This window comes from Exiguobacterium sp. s28, assembly GCF_018618135.1.
Classification (GTDB): Bacteria; Bacillota; Bacilli; order Exiguobacteriales; family Exiguobacteriaceae; genus Exiguobacterium; species Exiguobacterium mexicanum_A.
Genome location: NZ_JACSLL010000002.1, coordinates 35230 through 52672, shown reverse-complemented (window position 1 = coordinate 52672; position 17443 = coordinate 35230). Strand labels below are relative to the sequence as shown.

Annotated in this window: 15 protein-coding genes; all 15 read left to right on the top strand. The window is 52.7% G+C overall.

Annotated features, from left to right (window positions below; genetic code table 11):
• Nucleotides 1-76: 76 nt before the first annotated feature.
• Nucleotides 77-802 carry a UMP kinase gene (gene pyrH, locus KNP78_RS02595; RefSeq protein WP_034777246.1) on the top strand — a complete coding sequence of 242 codons (726 nt, stop codon included), beginning with the start codon at nucleotides 77-79 and terminating at the stop codon, nucleotides 800-802.
• A complete protein-coding gene (gene frr, locus KNP78_RS02590) occupies nucleotides 799-1359 on the top strand; it encodes a ribosome recycling factor (protein WP_034777248.1) in 561 nt (186 codons plus the stop codon). Before pyrH ends, frr begins: the two co-directional genes overlap by 4 nt.
• An 83-nt stretch (nucleotides 1360-1442) precedes the next feature.
• Complete coding sequence (locus KNP78_RS02585) at nucleotides 1443-2180, top strand: undecaprenyl pyrophosphate synthase (RefSeq protein WP_034777251.1); 738 nt, start codon at nucleotides 1443-1445, stop codon at nucleotides 2178-2180.
• A gap of 1 nt (nucleotide 2181) precedes the next feature.
• A complete protein-coding gene (locus tag KNP78_RS02580) occupies nucleotides 2182-2979 on the top strand; it encodes a phosphatidate cytidylyltransferase (RefSeq protein ID WP_034777254.1) in 798 nt (265 codons plus the stop codon).
• Between the two features lie 12 nt (nucleotides 2980-2991).
• Nucleotides 2992-4137: a 1-deoxy-D-xylulose-5-phosphate reductoisomerase gene (gene dxr / locus KNP78_RS02575; protein WP_034777257.1), complete on the top strand. Its 1146-nt coding sequence runs from the start codon at nucleotides 2992-2994 to the stop codon at nucleotides 4135-4137.
• A gap of 16 nt (nucleotides 4138-4153) precedes the next feature.
• Nucleotides 4154-5404, top strand: coding sequence for an RIP metalloprotease RseP (gene rseP / locus KNP78_RS02570; RefSeq protein WP_034777270.1), 1251 nt, complete (start codon nucleotides 4154-4156; stop codon nucleotides 5402-5404).
• Between the two features lie 46 nt (nucleotides 5405-5450).
• Nucleotides 5451-7151: a proline--tRNA ligase gene (locus KNP78_RS02565; protein ID WP_034777271.1), complete on the top strand. Its 1701-nt coding sequence runs from the start codon at nucleotides 5451-5453 to the stop codon at nucleotides 7149-7151.
• Between the two features lie 75 nt (nucleotides 7152-7226).
• The gene (locus KNP78_RS02560) at nucleotides 7227-11519 is read left to right on the top strand and encodes a PolC-type DNA polymerase III (RefSeq protein WP_214707473.1); all 4293 of its coding nucleotides are present in this window, start codon (nucleotides 7227-7229) and stop codon (nucleotides 11517-11519) included.
• Nucleotides 11520-11638: 119 nt separating this feature from the next.
• Nucleotides 11639-12109, top strand: a complete 471-nt coding sequence (rimP, locus tag KNP78_RS02555; protein WP_034777274.1) for a ribosome maturation factor RimP — start codon at nucleotides 11639-11641, stop codon at nucleotides 12107-12109.
• Nucleotides 12110-12121: 12 nt separating this feature from the next.
• Nucleotides 12122-13288: a transcription termination factor NusA gene (nusA, locus tag KNP78_RS02550; RefSeq protein WP_034777276.1), complete on the top strand. Its 1167-nt coding sequence runs from the start codon at nucleotides 12122-12124 to the stop codon at nucleotides 13286-13288.
• Nucleotides 13285-13563 carry an RNase P modulator RnpM gene (gene rnpM, locus KNP78_RS02545; protein WP_200881481.1) on the top strand — a complete coding sequence of 93 codons (279 nt, stop codon included), beginning with the start codon at nucleotides 13285-13287 and terminating at the stop codon, nucleotides 13561-13563. The genes nusA and rnpM overlap by 4 nt, the downstream gene beginning before the upstream one ends.
• Nucleotides 13560-13856, top strand: coding sequence for a YlxQ family RNA-binding protein (locus tag KNP78_RS02540; RefSeq protein ID WP_021067159.1), 297 nt, complete (start codon nucleotides 13560-13562; stop codon nucleotides 13854-13856). The genes rnpM and KNP78_RS02540 overlap by 4 nt, the downstream gene beginning before the upstream one ends.
• A 21-nt stretch (nucleotides 13857-13877) precedes the next feature.
• Entirely contained in the window at nucleotides 13878-16112 is a 2235-nt protein-coding gene (infB, locus tag KNP78_RS02535) for a translation initiation factor IF-2 (RefSeq protein ID WP_214710613.1), read from the top strand.
• 18 nt (nucleotides 16113-16130) lie between these two features.
• Complete coding sequence (gene rbfA / locus KNP78_RS02530) at nucleotides 16131-16481, top strand: 30S ribosome-binding factor RbfA (RefSeq protein ID WP_034777282.1); 351 nt, start codon at nucleotides 16131-16133, stop codon at nucleotides 16479-16481.
• Between the two features lie 48 nt (nucleotides 16482-16529).
• A complete protein-coding gene (gene truB / locus KNP78_RS02525; protein WP_214823238.1) occupies nucleotides 16530-17438 on the top strand; it encodes a tRNA pseudouridine(55) synthase TruB in 909 nt (302 codons plus the stop codon).
• The last annotated feature ends 5 nt before the right edge of the window (nucleotides 17439-17443 follow it).

The window sequence follows — 17443 nt, the reverse complement described above, 5'->3', positions numbered from 1 at the left end:
GGAACACGTCTGTATAACCTTGAGTTAGTTCGTTAAGGGAGCGTGTTCCCTTTTTTCAAGCAAGAGGAGGCAAAGTATGGAACCGAAATATAAGCGAATTGTGTTAAAATTGAGTGGGGAAGCGCTCGCTGGAGATCAAGGGTACGGGATCGACCCGGCCATCGTCAATTCGATCTCTGGGCAAATTAAAGAATTGGTCGCCATGGGCGTCGAAGTTGCCGTCGTCGTAGGCGCCGGCAACATCTGGCGCGGCAAGACCGGTAGCGAGCTCGGCATGGACCGAGCGAATGCGGATTACATGGGCATGCTCGCCACGGTATTGAACTCGCTCGCGCTACAAGATAGCCTTGAAACGAACGGTGTCCAAACACGCGTCCAAACCTCAATCGAAATGCGCCAAGTGGCTGAACCGTACATTCGTCGCCGGGCGATGCGTCACCTTGAAAAAGGTCGCGTCGTCATCTTCGCGGCAGGGACGGGGAACCCGTACTTCTCAACAGACACGACAGCGGCACTCCGCGCAGCGGAGATTGAAGCTGACGTCATCTTGATGGGAAAAAACAACGTCGACGGCGTCTATTCGGCCGATCCGAAACTCGTTCCGGATGCAGTCAAATACGACACGCTCACGTACTTGGACGTCTTAAAGGACGGTCTCCAAGTGATGGATTCGACAGCCACGTCACTATGTATGGACAACCATATCCCACTGATTGTATTCTCATTGCTTGAAGAAGGAAACATCAAACGTGTCGTACTCGGGGAACATATCGGGACGGTAGTAGGAGGAATCAATTCATGAGTGTAAATGACGTATTGAAAACTGCTGAAGAGAAAATGGAGAAAGCCGTTTCCGCGCTGAAGCGTGACTTCGGGACACTTCGGACGGGACGTGCGAGCGCGTCGATCTTGGACCCGGTTCAAGTCGATTACTACGGCGTACCGACACCGCTCAATCAAGTAGCGAACATCAATACACCGGAAGCACGCCTTCTCTTGATTCAACCATGGGACAAGTCGATGGTGTCTGACGTTGAAAAAGCGATCCAAAAAGCCGACCTTGGTCTCTCGCCGTCGTCGGACGGGACCGTCATTCGTCTCGCCATCCCAGCTTTGACGGAAGAGCGTCGCAAAGAGCTCGTGAAAGTGACGAAGAAATATGCGGAAGAAGCGAAAGTCGCTGTCCGTAACGTTCGTCGTGACGCCAACGAAAACTTGAAGAAGCTTGAAAAAGATGGGGACTTGACTGAGGACGACCTTCGCGGTTACGCGGATGACGTTCAATCGTTAACGGATTCGTATATCAAAAAGATTGATGAATCTGCAGCGACGAAAGAAAAAGAAATCATGGAAGTGTAATCACGGAAGTGGTATACCAAAAAGCTGTGTGGGGACCCTTTTACTGAGAGGGTCCCTCTTTCATACAATCAGGAGGATAGAGTATGTTTAAATGGGTGAATCCTAAAACGAAGACCGAGGCGGAACTGAGCATCCCCGAACACGTCGCCATCATTATGGACGGCAACGGCCGTTGGGCGAAGAAGCGTGGACTCCCTCGCATCATGGGTCACCGGGAAGGGATGAAATCGGTCCGGGAAGCGGTTCGCACCGCCCAAGAACTCGGGATCCGTTCGTTGACGCTCTATGCGTTCTCGACGGAGAACTGGACGCGTCCGGAAGAAGAAGTCAACTTCTTGATGAAATTGCCGAAACAATTTTTAGAGACGGACTTAAAAGAACTGGACGAACAAAACGTTCGCGTCCTCGTCGCAGGTGATGTGTCAAAATTACCGCGCGGCACGCGGGATGCAGTCGATGAGGCTCGTACGCGCACGGCGACGAACACAGGTCTGGATCTCGTCTTTGCCTTAAACTATGGTGGCCGCGACGAGCTCGTACAAGCGATGCGCCACATCGCCAGCGATGTAGCGGCAGGAAAAATCCAACCGGACGACATCGATGACGCCATGATCGGACAGCGTCTCATGACAAATATGCAAGACGTCGATTTGATTATCCGGACGAGCGGGGAACAGCGTCTCTCGAACTTCTTGCTCTGGCAAGGGGCGTACGCTGAACTCCATTTCACAGACGTGTTATGGCCTGAGTTCAAACGAGACCACTTCGTCGAGGCAATCGAAGCGTATAACGCGCGGACGCGCCGGTTTGGTGGGGTGTGACATGAAGACTCGAATTATTACCGGTCTTTGGGCCGGTGCCATTTTTGTCAGCTTGATCGCCCTCGGGGGCAGTCCGTTCGTCATCTTGATGGGTGTGCTCGCCTTGATTGGACTGAGCGAGTTCACGATGATGCGCAATCACAAGTTGACGGCGTTTCCGTTCCTTGTGACGTCGCTCCTTGTAGCCTTCCCGTTCGTATTGATGTTGCTTGAGCGACAGCTTGTCATGGGCGAGATGCCGATGTCGACGAATCAATGGATGGTGCTCGGTTTAATGCTCCTCCTGTTTTGGACGGTCGTCACAAAAAACCGTTTCACGTATGAAGACGCGAGTTTTTATTTTGTATCTGCTGTCTATCTCGTCATCGGTTTCTCTAGTTTTGCGCTCGTCCGTCTTTCAGAGGATGGGCTCGTCAAAGTACTTCTCGTCCTGTTCATGATTTGGGCGACCGACTCGGGTGCTTACTTCACGGGCAAAGCAATCGGTAAGACAAAACTGTGGCCCTCGATCAGTCCGAACAAGACGATTGAAGGGGCGGTCGGTGGGATCATCTCGTCTATCGTCGTCGGTCTCGTCTACGTCCTCGTCGAACCGGTGTTGCCGATTCTCGAAGTATTGGTTCTCGCGGTCGTCGTATCCGTCGTCGGGCAACTCGGGGACTTGGTGCAGTCGGCGTATAAACGTCAATTCAACGTAAAAGATTCGGGTCATCTGTTACCGGGACACGGTGGCATTTTGGACCGCTTTGATAGTATGATCGCGGTATTCACCGTCATCTGGGTATTTAATTTGTTATAAAGGAGTGTCAAGATGAAGCGAATCAGCTTAATCGGGGCGACTGGTTCGATTGGCGTACAGACATGTGACGTCATCGAACAGCACCCCGACTTGTTTGAACTTGAGGCCTATGCCTTCGGAACGAATGTAGATGTAGCCGAGGAATGGATCAACCGCCTGCGGCCGAAATACGTGTCCGCCAAAGACATCGAAGTGCTCGAACAACTCAAACCACGACTTACATACGAACCACTCTTTTTTATCGGACTTGAAGGGTTGATCGAATGTGCGACCGCAGAGCGGGCTGACATCGTCGTCACAGCCGTCGTCGGGGCTGTCGGTCTTGAGCCGACGCTCGCTGCCATCGAGGCAGGTAAAGACATCGCTTTGGCGAACAAGGAGACGCTCGTCACGGCGGGCCATCTCGTCACGGCAGCCGTCAAGAAGCATGGGGTCAGCCTGCTTCCAGTCGATAGTGAACATTCAGCCATCTATCAATGTTTGAACGGTGAACGCCGAGAGGACGTCTCGAAAATCATCTTAACGGCATCAGGCGGGAGTTTCCGTGACAAGTCGCGGGATGAATTAGACGGCGTGACCGTCGCAGAGGCGCTCGCACATCCAAACTGGTCGATGGGGGCGAAAATCACGATCGATTCGGCGACGATGTTCAATAAAGGACTCGAAGTCATCGAAGCGCACTGGTTGTTCGATATCGATTATAATGATATTGAAGTGGTGCTACATCGTGAGTCCATCATCCACTCGATGGTCGAATTCAAAGACGCCGCCGTCATGGCGCAGCTTGGAAATCCGGATATGCGGGGACCGATCCTCTATGCGCTCTCAGGCCCGAAACGTCTTGAAATCGACGGGAACAAGCGGTTAAACTTGAGAGAAATCGGAACGCTTCACTTCGCAGAAGCCGACTTGACGCGTTATCCGGCCTTACGCCTCGCGTATGAGGCCGGGCGCGCCGGTGGTTCGATGCCGACGGTGCTTAATGCGGCCAACGAGGCGGCTGTCGAGCTGTTCTTGAACGGGGAGATCGCTTTCCTCGATATCGAACGGATCGTTGAACAAGCGATGGAGACACATACGGTAATTGCAGAACCGACGCTCGAACAGATCCTTCAAGTCGACCGAGCGGTTCGAGAACAAATTCAGCAAGGAAAGTGAAGGTGGGGAATAGACAATGACGACTTTTATCGCCATCGTTTTGATGTTTGGGGTACTCATATCGGTTCATGAATGGGGACACCTCGTCATGGCGAAACGGGCAGGGATTCTCTGTCATGAATTTGCAATCGGGTTTGGACCGAAAATCCTCTCGTTCAGAAAGAATGAGACGCTGTATACGATTCGCTTATTGCCAATCGGTGGGTATGTCAAAATGGCAGGAGAAGATTTTGAGCCGATCGAAGTGAAAGCCGGTCAACACGTCGGGTTACGCCTGACGAACGCTGGCACGGTCGATCGTGTCTACTTCCAGCCGGACCAGGCAAAAGACGTGCACATCGTCGGGACGGTCGACAAGTTCGATTCGATTCGCGAATTGAAGATCCAGTTACTCGTCGATGATGAGGTCCGTGTCTATTCACTTGAACGGGACACGCTTCTCGTCGACCAAGGCATGGAAATTCAAATTGCCCCATACGACCGCACGTTCGGAGCTCAATCGGTATGGAAACGTGTGCTCGCGATTGCAGCCGGCCCAGCGATGAACTTCGTCCTTGCCTTCATCTTGCTTGTCATCGTCGGTCTCGTCCAAGGGACGCCAACGGACGATGGACGAATCGGTACGGTGCAGCCAGATTCGGCTGCAGATCAAGCAGGTCTTATGGCGGGAGATGAAATTGTCTCCATCGAAGGCGAGACGATTGATGACTGGCTCGACCTTCGGACTGTGCTTGCCGACCGGGCTGACACGCCAACCGAAGTGACGTATATTCGAGATAATGCAGAACAAACGGTGACGCTCACGCCGCAAGCGGTCGAACAAAACGGCGAGACGGTCGGGATATTGGGCGTGACGAACGCGCTCGAGCGTTCACCGACGAAAGCCTTCACGACTGGGGCTGAGACGACGTGGACGATGTCGACGCTCATCTTTTCCGCGGTCGGTGATTTGGTTACCGGTCAAGTCGGCGTCGACCAATTGGCCGGACCGGTCGGGATTGTCCGCATGACCGATGAAGTGGCGGCGAGCGGGCTCATCATGCTCCTCAACTGGACGGCACTTTTATCAGTCAACTTGGCCATCTTTAACTTGTTGCCGCTTCCGGCACTCGATGGAGGACGACTCATCTTCCTCTTGTTCGAAGCGGTGCGCGGACGGCCGATCGATCCGAAAAAGGAAGGATTCGTCCACTTTATCGGGTTCGCTTTGCTCATGCTCCTCATGTTGATCGTCACGTGGAATGATATTCAATCATTCTTTAAATAATAAAAGTAAGATCTAATCGGGTTATAGAAGGGAAACGTTGATACCTATGAAACAATCGAGACTGTTCATGCCTACGCTTCGAGAAGTGCCGGCCGACGCAGAAGCCGTCAGCCATCAACTTCTCGTCCGCGGAGGCTTCATGCGCCAAAACGCCGCTGGAATTTATTCGTATCTTCCACTCGGCCACCGCGTGTTACAAAAGATTCAAACGATCATCCGCGAAGAGATGAACCGGGCCGGTGCCCAAGAATTGCTCATGCCAGCGATTCAACCGGCGGAACTGTGGGAAGAGACGGGTCGCTGGGGTATTTATGGTCCTGAACTTATGCGATTGACCGATCGTCACGATCGTCGCTTCGCCCTCGGTGCGACGCACGAGGAACTCATCACGTCAATCGTGCGCGATGAACTCAACTCCTACAAAAAGTTACCGGTCAACTTGTATCAGATTCAAACGAAATATCGCGACGAGCGTCGTCCACGTTTCGGACTGCTCCGGGGTCGTGAGTTCTTGATGAAAGATTCGTATTCGTTCCACGCCACACAAGATGACTTGGACGACGAATACAAGAACATGTATAACGCCTATTCCAACATCTTTGACCGCATCGGTCTAAAATATCGCCCGGTCGTAGCTGACTCGGGTGCCATCGGCGGGAAAGACACGCACGAATTCCAAGCGCTTGCCGATATCGGGGAAGACACGATTGTCTATACGGACACGTCGAACTACGCCGCCAATATCGAGATGGCAGAAACGCTCGACCGCTATGACATGCAAGCGGCCGAAGTGCTTGCCCTCGACAAGGTCGACACGAAAGACAATAAGACGATTGAAGATGTGGCGCGCTTCTTGAACGTCGACACGAAGACGACGATCAAGTCGGTCCTCTTCAACGTCGATGGCGAGACGGTCATGGCCATCGTTCGAGGTGATCACGAGGCGAACGACGTCAAAGTGAAGAACGCCCTCGGCGGACTCGACATCCAAATGGAAGAAGAAGCGACGATCATCGACTTGTTCGGCTGTGAGCCGGGCACGCTCGGACCGATTCATGCACCGGTCAAAGTCGTGGCCGATTACGCCGTCAAATATTTGGTCGACGCGGTATGTGGCGCCAACGAGGCGAACACCCATTATACGCACGTCAACGCCGAACGCGACTTGTCGCATTTGACGTATCATGACCTCCGTTTCGTCGTCGAAGGCGACATGGCACCTGACGAGTCGGGTCCGGTCCGCTTCGCTCGCGGGATTGAAGTCGGGCAAGTGTTCAAGCTCGGCACGCGCTATTCAGAAGCGATGGGTGCGACGTTCTTGAACGAAGAAGGTCGGGCCGAACCGCTCATTATGGGTTGCTACGGCATCGGCGTCTCACGCACATTGTCGGCCGTCATCGAGCAACATCATGACGATCGCGGTATCGTTTGGCCGAAGAGCGTCGCTCCGTTCGATGTGCACTTGATTGCCATCAACACGAAAGACGAAGCGCAAGTCGAACTCGCGAACCGTTTATACGATGAGCTGTCATCGACGTACGATGTGTTGTATGATGACCGTAAAGAACGGGCTGGCGTCAAATTCGCCGATGCTGATTTGATCGGTCTTCCGATTCGTATCAACGTCGGGAAAAAAGCGAGCGAAGGTATCGTCGAAGTGAAAGTACGTGCCACTGGCGAAGTCCTTGAGACGACGGTAGATGAGTTGCCACGTGTGATCACGGCGCAACTGAACGAGGCAAAATGATCGATGAAGGTGACGGTTTCTTGCCGTCACCTTCATTTTTCGACATCGAATGATAAAAGGGGGGACTTCTTACCCGTGGAAGCTAATCAAAAAATGCAATTGCTCTTGACCGATCTCGGCATCACGACCGAGACGGAACAATTCGACGATGCGGAATTGACGCGACTTGTCGTCAACAAGCAGCGCCGGACGTGGACGTTTTATTTCCAGTTGCAGCGCGTGTTGCCGTACGAGGTGTATCAACTGTTCATGAGCCGAATCGAGAGCCGGTACGCGACGTTCGCTGACGAGGTGTACGCGCGTTTCACGACGACCTCAGGCGGTGCCGAACAGGATTATATCGACTATTGGCCGCGTATCGTCAGTGAACTCAGCCAAGTGTCGGGTGCGATGCGCAGTTATTTCGCATCGGTCTCACCGCGCTTTGAGCAGAACAAATTGCTCATCCCGGTGCGCTCGGCCCCTGAGGCGAACTATGTCGATAAAGAGTTATGCCAAGAAGTCCAAGCGCTCTATAGCGCCTATGGCTTTATGAAGAAACCTTGCCAAGCGCTGTTCTCGGAGAATGAAGAAGCAAACCAAGCGCTCCGCGAACAAGTCGTGCAAGAAGATTTGGAACAAGCGAAGCTCGCCCTCGCAGCGCAATTCGCGAAGGCGACCGAGACGAACGACGAACCGGTCACCGAGGTACGGATGGGCGCCTTGATCAAAGACGAGATCGTCCCGATTAAGACAATCATCGAAGAAGAACGACGCGTCGCCATCCGAGGCCTCGTCTTCTCGGCCGAACGGAAAGAACTGAAGAGCGGGAAGAAACTGTTCACGTTCAAGATGACGGACTATACCGATTCACTCATCGTCAAAGTGTTCGCACGTGATGACGATGATGACCGGATGCTCAGCGCCGTCAAAAAAGGCATGTGGATCCAAGCGGCCGGCCGGGTCGAGGATGACAGCTTCATGCGCGAACTGTGCATGATGGCATCGCAACTGCAAGAAGTGAAAGTCGAACCGGCCCGTGACGAGTGGGCCGGTGAGAAACGCGTCGAATTACACGCGCATACGCAAATGAGCCAGATGGACGCGGTCACGAACGTGTCGGCGCTCGTCGCCCGGGCGGCCAAATGGGGCCATCGCGCCATCGCCATCACCGATCACGCCGGAGTCCAGTCGTTCCCGGAAGCCTATTACGCCGGGAAAAAGAATGACATCAAAGTGCTGTTCGGGGTCGAGGCGAACGTCGTCAATGACGGCGTGCCGGTCGCGTATCACCCGACCGATGTCCCGCTCGATGATGCGACATATGTCGTCTTCGACGTCGAGACGACCGGACTTTCGGCCGTCTACAACAAAATCATCGAACTTGCCGGGGTCAAAATTAAAGACGGTGAAATCATCGACCGGTTCGAGGCGTTCGCCGATCCGAAACATCCGCTCTCGGCTACGACAATCGAGCTGACGGGCATCACGGACGACATGGTCCATGGCCAGCCCGATCCCGAAGTCATCGCCAAACAGTTCGTCGATTGGTGCGGGGACGGCATCCTCGTCGCCCATAACGCATCGTTCGATATGGGCTTCTTAGAAGCGACGCTTCGGAGCGGGGGGCACGAGCCGGATGACTATCCCGTCATCGACACGCTCGAACTCGCCCGGACGATTTTACCGACGCTCAAAAACCACCGCCTCAACACGCTCGCGAAGCGATTCGATATCGAGTTGACCCAGCATCACCGGGCCATCTATGATGCGGAGGCGACGGCGTACTTGCTCATGAAACTGCTCGAACTCGCCAAACAGATGTTTGAGATGCAGACGCATCGCTCACTGAACGCGAAAGTCGGAAGCGACGTCTCGAAAATCCGTCCGTTCCATGCGACGATTTATGCGAAAACGAAAAAACCGGGACTTCGTCACTTATACGAACTAATCTCGTTGTCCCACATCGATTACTTGTTCCGGATGGCACGCATGCCGCGCTCGGAAATCGTGAAGCGTCGTGAAGGACTCCTCATCGGTTCGGCGTGTGACAACGGTGAAATTTTTGACGCCGCCCTGAACAAGTCAGACGAAGAGCTTGAGAAGATGATGGCGTTCTACGACTTCATCGAGATTCATCCCCCGGCGCTCTATATGCATTTGATCGATAAAGAGATCGTCGCCAACGAGCTCGAGTTACGGGAAATCATTAAGCGGATCATTCGCGTCGCCGGACAGGCCGGCCTGCCGGTATGTGCGACCGGAAACGTTCATTACCTTGACCGGACAGACCGCTCGTACCGAGAGATCTTGATTCGGACGCAAGGTGGTGCCAACTTCATCAACACGCGGAAAGAACTCCCGCACGCCCATTTCCGGACGACGAAAGAGATGATGGAAGAGTTCAAGTTCCTCGGGGACGAACTCGCCCGCGAAATCGTCATCACGAACCCGAATGCGATCGCCGATCAAATCGAGTCGATTCAAATCATTCCGGACGATTTGTACACGCCGAAGATTGAAGGCGCAGACGATGAGGTCCGGAACATGAGTTACGACATGGCCCGTTCGATTTACGGAGAACAACTGCCGGAAATCGTCGAGGCCCGGCTCGAGAAAGAGCTGAAATCGATTATCGGACACGGCTTTGCGGTCATCTATTTGATTTCGCATAAGCTCGTTAAGAAATCACTCGACGACGGCTATCTCGTCGGTTCACGTGGTTCGGTCGGCTCTAGTTTCGTTGCGACGATGACCGAAATCACCGAGGTCAACCCGTTGCCGCCGCATTACGTCTGTCCGAAGTGTCAACATTCCCACTTCTTTGACGACGGATCGGTCGGGTCCGGGTATGACTTGCCAGACAAACAATGTCCGGAGTGTGGGACTTGGTATACGAAGGACGGGCACGATATCCCGTTCGAGACGTTCCTTGGGTTCAAAGGGGACAAAGTACCGGATATCGATTTGAACTTCTCGGGTGAATATCAACCACACGCCCACGCCTACACGAAAGTGTTGTTCGGTGAAGAGTATGTGTATCGTGCCGGTACAATCGGGACGATTGCCGATAAGACGGCGTATGGATATGTGAAAGGTTATGCGACCGAGAACGATAAGATTTATCGGAACGCCGAAGTCGATCGGCTCGTCTCGGGCGTCACCGGCGTCAAACGGACGTCGGGACAACACCCGGGGGGGATCATCGTCGTCCCGGATTATATGGACATCGCCGAAATTTCGCCGATCCAATATCCGGCCGATGATAAGTCATCCGAGTGGAAAACGACCCACTTTGACTTCCACTCGATTCATGACAACTTGCTCAAACTCGATATTCTCGGTCACGATGACCCGACCGCGATCCGCATGCTGCAAGATTTATCGGGCATTGATCCGAAGACGATTCCGACAGACGATCCGACGGTCATGAAAATCTTTTCATCGCCGGAAGTACTCGGTGTCACGCCGGAGCAAATCGAATCGAAGACGGGTACGCTAGGGATTCCAGAGTTCGGGACGAAGTTCGTCCGGCAGATGCTCGAAGAGACGAAACCGTCGACGTTCTCCGAACTCGTTCAAATTTCGGGACTGTCTCACGGGACAGATGTCTGGATTGGGAACGCCAACGAGCTCATCTATAACGGGACATGCGAACTGAAAGACGTGATCGGTTGTCGTGACGACATCATGGTCTACTTGATTTATGCGGGCCTCGAACCGTCATTCGCCTTCAAAATCATGGAGTCGGTACGGAAAGGGAAAGGCTTGTCGGAAGACATGGAGACGGAGATGCGGGCCAACGATGTCCCGGAATGGTACATCTCGTCTTGTAAGAAGATCAAGTATATGTTCCCGAAAGCGCACGCCACGGCGTACGTGCTCATGGCCGTCCGGATCGCCTACTTCAAAGTGCATCATCCGATTCTGTATTACGCGACGTACTTCACGGTCCGTGCCGGGGACTTCGACTTGTCGGCCATGATCAAAGGGTCACAGGCCGTGCGTAAAGCGATGTCGGATATCCGTGAAAAAGGATTTGAAGCCACGGCGAAAGACAAAGGGCTTCACACCGTGCTCGAGCTCGCACTCGAGATGTTAGAGCGCGGCATGAAGTTCCAGAACATCGATTTGTACCGTTCGAGCGCGACCGAGTTCTTGATTGAAGGGAACACGCTCATCCCGCCGTTCAATGCCGTCGATGGTCTCGGTACGAACGCGGCGAAAGCCATTGTCGAGGCGCGCGCCGAAGGCCAGTTTCTATCGAAAGAGGATTTGCGCAAACGGGCTAAATTATCGAAGACGATTGTCGAGACGCTCGATACGATGAAATGTCTCGAAGGCCTCCCGGATGAGAACCAACTCTCGTTCTTTGATTTTGGGGTGTAAGTTGCGAAAAACCGGGAAAATATGATATATTGGTATCGAACAATGTTGGATACTACGACGGAAAGGAGTAGGGAACCCTACTCCTTTCTTGTATGTAAAAGCCAGAAGGAGGGATGAGAGTGTCCAAAATAACAGAAGTCGTCGAAGCGATCGCGTTGCCGATCGTGGAGCGTGAGAACATGGAATTGGTCGATGTCGAATTCGTGAAAGAAGGGCCAGATTGGTTCTTGCGCGTCTATATCGACAAGCCGGGGGGCGTCGATTTAGATGATTGCGTCAACATCAACGAACAACTCTCGGAAAAACTAAACGATAGCGATCCGATCGAACAAGCCTATTATCTTGACGTCTCGAGTCCCGGTGCCGAGCGACCACTGAAAAAGCCGACCGACTTTGAACGTGCGATTGGGAAGAACGTCTATATCAAGACGTTTGCCCCGATTGAAGGTGCCAAAGAGTTCGAAGGCATTTTGACGGAATATGACGGCGAGACCGCCGTCGTCGAGACGCGCATCAAGACAAGAAAAAAAGCGATATCGCTACCGGTAGACAAAATTGCACAAGCCCGCCTAGCGGTCACGTTTAGTTAAGGAGAGGTAAAGATGGGGCCACAATTACTCACAACAATCGAACAGATTGCTAACGAAAAAGGAATCGAGAAAGAGATTATCATCGATGCGCTCGAGCAGGCGCTCATTTCGGCATATCGTCGAAACGTCGCCAACCCGAATGAAAACGTAAAAGTTGAATTCGACCAAGTGACTGGTGATATTCGTGTCTTCGCACTTCTCGAAGTCGTTGAACGTCTCTCGCATCCGGAGCAACAATTGTCGCTCGAAGAAGCGCATGAGATTGATCCGAACTACGAGTTAGGGGACTTCCATAAAGAAGAAGTCACACCGAGCGACTTCGGTCGCGTCGCGGCGATGACAGCCAAACAAGTCGTCACGCAAAAGATGCGGGAAGCCGAGCGCGAGCGCATTTATAATCACTTCGTCGATAAAGAAGACGAGATCATGACGGGGATTGTGGAACGGTTCGACCCACGCAACTTGTATATCGGTCTTGAAAACAATATCGAAGCGGTGCTCACACCGAACGAACAGATGCCGAATGAATCGTACCAGATTCATGACCGTATCAAAGTTTACGTGACGAAAGTCGATTCGACGACGAAAGGTTCTGGCGCAGCCATTCAAGTCTCGCGGACGCATCCAGGTCTGTTGCGTCGTTTGTTCGAGCTCGAAGTGCCAGAAATCGCGAGCGGTACGGTCGATGTCATGTCGGTCTCACGTGAAGCGGGTGATCGTTCGAAGATTGCCGTCCATTCAGACATCGTCGATCCAGTCGGCGCTTGTGTCGGTCCGAAAGGGCAACGTGTCCAAACGATCGTCGATGAGCTCAACGGTGAGAAAATCGATATCGTTCGTTGGTCGAACGATCCGAAAGAGTTCGTGAAAAACGCACTCAGCCCGGCTCAAGTCGTTGACGTGTACGTCAATGAACCGAATAAGTCGACGACGGTCGTCGTGCCAGACTATCAATTGTCACTCGCCATCGGGAAGCGTGGTCAAAACGCCCGTCTTGCCGCTAAATTGACGGGATGGAAAATTGATATCAAGAGCGAGACGGATGCAGAAGGCATGGACTTGTATGATACGTACGCCGAAAAAGTTGAACCGGAGCCAGAAATTGTTCACAATGAAATGGAACAAACTGACTCGGTTGACGTCGCCCTCGAGCCGACAACGGTGAAAGAAGAGGAATGACCATGAAGCAAAAGAAACTTCCTTTGCGCAAATGTGTGGTCACGCAAGAAATGTTACCGAAACAAGCGTTGATTCGTGTCGTTCGGACGCCGGAAGGCGATGTCGTCATCGATACGTCCGGTAAATTGAACGGGCGTGGAGCGTATTTGTCGAAAGATGCGGATGTGATTCGTTTAGCAGAGAAAAAACGGACACTCGATCATCATTTAAAAGTCAAGACGAGTGACACGCTTTATGAGCAGCTGCTTCAAGCTGTTGCAGGAGCCGAATCATGAGTCAGTGGGAATCATTGTTAGGCCTCGCCGCACGGGCGAGGAAAGTAACGATGGGAGAAGAGTTTGTGTTGAAGGATGTGCGAGCTGGCCGAGCCAAACTCGTCATCCTTGCCGGAGACGCTGGAGCGTCTACGAGAAAACGGGTTACCGACAAATGTACATCGTATGGTGTTCCATTGATTGAAGTGAGCGACCGATATACGATCGGGGCTGCTTTAGGTAAAGACATGCGAGTCGTCGTGTCTGTGACAGAATCCGGATTTGCGAACAAGCTTAAGCAACTTCTCTCTTAACTATTAACGGAGGTGGATGCTTTGGGAAAACGCGTCTATGAATTTGCAAAAGAACAGAATGTAACAAGTAAACAAGTCATTACTCAGCTCGAGAAAATGAACAAGCCAGTGAAAAACCACATGGCTGTCTTAGATGAGGAATCGGTCAAGCAACTCGATCGTGTCTTCAACCCTGAGAAATACCGCTCGGCTGACAAGCAAGAAAAACCAGCTGCAACGAAACCAGCTGAAACGAAGTCTGCCGAGTCAAAACCGGCTGACGCGAAACCTGCTGCCAAGCAAGAAGCACCGAAAGCACGCCCACAAGCGTCTGGCGGTCAAAGCAACCAAGCGGGCAACCGTGGTGGCAACCGCTTCGGCAACAACCGCAACGACAACCGCAACAAGAAACGCGGTGGTAAATTCAAAGGCAAACCTGCGAAAGCAGCCGTGCCATTGGAAGCGGATCCGAATTCGAAAACGAGTCAACGTAAAGCAGCTCGTTTAGCGCAAGAGTCTGAAATGGGCAACGTCATCAAGTACGATGATGTCCTCAGCGTATCGGACCTCGCTGCGAAGATGGATAAAAAGCCAAACGAGATTATCATGAAGTTGATGGGTCTTGGTGTCATGGCGACGATCAACCAAACGCTTGATGACGAGACGATTGAGTTGCTTGCAACTGAATTCGGTTACGAAGTTGAGAAAGAAGTACTCATCGATGAGACAGACTTTGAAGAAGTGGAAATCGACTTCTCTGAGTACGAGCTTGTTGAGCGTCCTGCTGTCGTCACAATCATGGGTCACGTCGACCATGGTAAGACAACACTTCTTGACTCGATCCGCAACACGAAAGTCGTTGCTGGTGAAGCCGGCGGAATCACGCAGCACATCGGTGCTTATCAAGTTGAAGTCAACGATAAAAAGATCACGTTCCTCGACACACCAGGTCACGCCGCCTTTACGACGATGCGTGCCCGTGGAGCCGAAGTGACAGATATCGCGATTATCGTTGTCGCAGCGGATGACGGCGTGATGCCACAGACAGAAGAAGCCATTTCACATGCGAAAGCGGCAAACGTGCCGATCATCGTCGCCGTGAACAAAATGGATAAAGAAGGCGCAAACCCTGACCGCGTCAAACAAGAATTGACAGAGTTCGGTCTCGTACCGGAAGAGTGGGGCGGCGAAACGATTTTCGTACCGATCTCAGCTTTGAAAGACGAGGGGATCGATGAGTTGCTCGAGATGATCTTACTCGTATCAGAAGTCGAAGAGTACAAGTCGACGCCTGAAATGCCAGCTCGCGGTTCGGTCATCGAAGCGAAGCTCGATAAAGGCCGCGGTCCTGTCGCCACGCTTCTCGTTCAACATGGGACACTCCGGATCGGTGACTCAATCGTCGTCGGCAGCACGTTCGGACGCGTCCGGGCCATGGTCAACGATATCGGTCGTCGTGTGAAAGAAGTCGGTCCATCGACGCCAATCGAGATCACAGGATTGAACGATGTCCCACAAGCCGGGGATCAGTTCATCGTGTTCGAAGATGAGAAAAAAGCACGTGCAATCGGAGAAAAACGTTACCAACGTTACCTCGAATCACAGCGTCGCGAATCGGCTAAAGTTAGTCTTGATGACTTGTTCAGCCGCATTCAAGAAGGCGAAGTCAAAGATTTGAACGTCATCATCAAAGCAGACGTTCAAGGTTCGGCTGAAGCACTCGCTGGTTCACTCCGCAAAATCGACGTCGCAGGCGTTAAAATCAACATCGTCCACCAAGGTGTCGGTGCAATCACAGAAGGTGACGTCATTCTCGCTTCGGCGGCAAATGCGATCATCATCGGATTCAACGTTCGCCCAGATGGTAACGCCCGGTCGATGGCCGAGCAAGAGCATGTTGAAATGCGTCTGCACCGCATCATCTATAACGCGATCGATGAAATCGAGAGCGCGATGAAAGGGATGCTCGACCCTGAGTTCGTTGAAGAAATCACAGGACAAGTTGAAGTCCGTGACGTCTTTAAAGTCTCGAAAGTCGGTACGATTGCCGGCTGTTACGTCACAGAAGGTAAAATCTCACGCGACGCCGGCGTCCGCATCATCCGTAACGGGATTGTTGTGTACGAAGGAAAACTCGATACGCTCCGCCGCTTCAAAGACGACGTCAAAGAAGTCGCGACAGGTTACGAGTGTGGGATTAAAGTAGAGAAGTTCGACGACATCAAAGTGGAGGACGTTATCGAAGCGTTCATCATGAAAGAAGTCGAACGTAAATAAAGCGAGGAGGGAACACGTATGAACATTCGTGCCCAACGCGTCGCAGAGCAGATGCGTAAAGAGATTACAGATATCTTGCTCCGTGAAGTCAACGACCCACGTACGAAGAACGCTACAATCACGAGCGTCGATGTGACGGGAGATTTGCAGCAAGCGACAGCCTACTACACGGTGCTCGGAGACGACGCCGAAGTGAAGGCTGAGACGCAAGCTGGTCTCGATAAGGCGAGCGCATTTATTCGCCGCGAGATCGGGAGCCGCATCCGTCTTCGGAAAACGCCAGAATTGTCGTTCGAATACGATTCATCGGTCGCATATGGTAGCCATATCGATTCATTGATTCGTGACTTAAATCGGAACGACCAATAAATTGAAGGGGGGACTCGCGTCTCCCCTTTTTTGATGGGAGGAATCCAGATGGAACCAACAGGTGTATTGATTTTAGATAAAGACAGCGGCATGACGAGCCACGACTGCGTGTTCAAGCTCCGTAAATTGTTCCAAACGAAGAAAGTCGGTCATACCGGCACGCTCGACCCCGAAGTGACCGGTGTCCTGCCGATTTGTCTCGGCCGGGTGACAAAGCTGTCACGTTTTCTGACCGATGAAGGCAAACGGTACGCCGCCGAGATTACAATCGGGACGGCGACGATGACCGAGGATGCCCATGGCGAGGTCGTCGAGACGCGCGAAGTCGGTCCAGAGGCGTTCACTGCTGCAGACATCGATCGCGTTCTCGAGACGTTGACAGGAAAAATCGAGCAAATCCCACCGTACTTCTCTGCCGTCAAAGTGAACGGCAAGAAATTGTACGAATACGCCCGGAAAGGTCAGACGGTGGAACGACCGCGCCGCATCGTCGAGATTCATCGCATCGTCCGGACGAATGACCCGGTCATCGAAGACGGTGTCTGCCGTTTTCGTGTCGACGTCGAGTGTGGCAAAGGCACATTCATCCGGACGCTCGCCGTCCAAATCGGGGAGCGTCTCGGCTATCCGGCCCATATGAGCGACCTGCGGCGGACGCGGTCTGGTTCGTTCGAGGAGACGGCCGCTGTCACGTTGCAACAACTCGCCGACCTCGAGACGGTCGAGGAACGCATGAACCACCTCATCCCGCTCGAAGAGGTCATCAAACGTTGGCCTGCCATGACGATTCCAGCCAATCGGGAGCGGTATATTCGAAACGGGGGACGTTTGAACGACGTCTCGCTCGAATTTGAACTGTTTACTGTCTATAATGAAGAAGGAATTCCACTTGCCCTCTATCGACGGCTTGACGGAACAACAGACGCAAATGTCGAGGTCATGTTGACCATCGACTAAAGGGG

Coding starts and splice junctions, on each gene's coding strand:
- pyrH (WP_034777246.1), top strand. CDS start 77: ATGGAACCGAAATATAAGCGAATTGTGTTAAAATTGAGTGGGGAAGCG.
- frr (WP_034777248.1), top strand. CDS start 799: ATGAGTGTAAATGACGTATTGAAAACTGCTGAAGAGAAAATGGAGAAA.
- KNP78_RS02585 (WP_034777251.1), top strand. CDS start 1,443: ATGTTTAAATGGGTGAATCCTAAAACGAAGACCGAGGCGGAACTGAGC.
- KNP78_RS02580 (WP_034777254.1), top strand. CDS start 2,182: ATGAAGACTCGAATTATTACCGGTCTTTGGGCCGGTGCCATTTTTGTC.
- dxr (WP_034777257.1), top strand. CDS start 2,992: ATGAAGCGAATCAGCTTAATCGGGGCGACTGGTTCGATTGGCGTACAG.
- rseP (WP_034777270.1), top strand. CDS start 4,154: ATGACGACTTTTATCGCCATCGTTTTGATGTTTGGGGTACTCATATCG.
- KNP78_RS02565 (WP_034777271.1), top strand. CDS start 5,451: ATGAAACAATCGAGACTGTTCATGCCTACGCTTCGAGAAGTGCCGGCC.
- nusA (WP_034777276.1), top strand. CDS start 12,122: ATGGGGCCACAATTACTCACAACAATCGAACAGATTGCTAACGAAAAA.
- rnpM (WP_200881481.1), top strand. CDS start 13,285: ATGACCATGAAGCAAAAGAAACTTCCTTTGCGCAAATGTGTGGTCACG.
- KNP78_RS02540 (WP_021067159.1), top strand. CDS start 13,560: ATGAGTCAGTGGGAATCATTGTTAGGCCTCGCCGCACGGGCGAGGAAA.
- rbfA (WP_034777282.1), top strand. CDS start 16,131: ATGAACATTCGTGCCCAACGCGTCGCAGAGCAGATGCGTAAAGAGATT.
- truB (WP_214823238.1), top strand. CDS start 16,530: ATGGAACCAACAGGTGTATTGATTTTAGATAAAGACAGCGGCATGACG.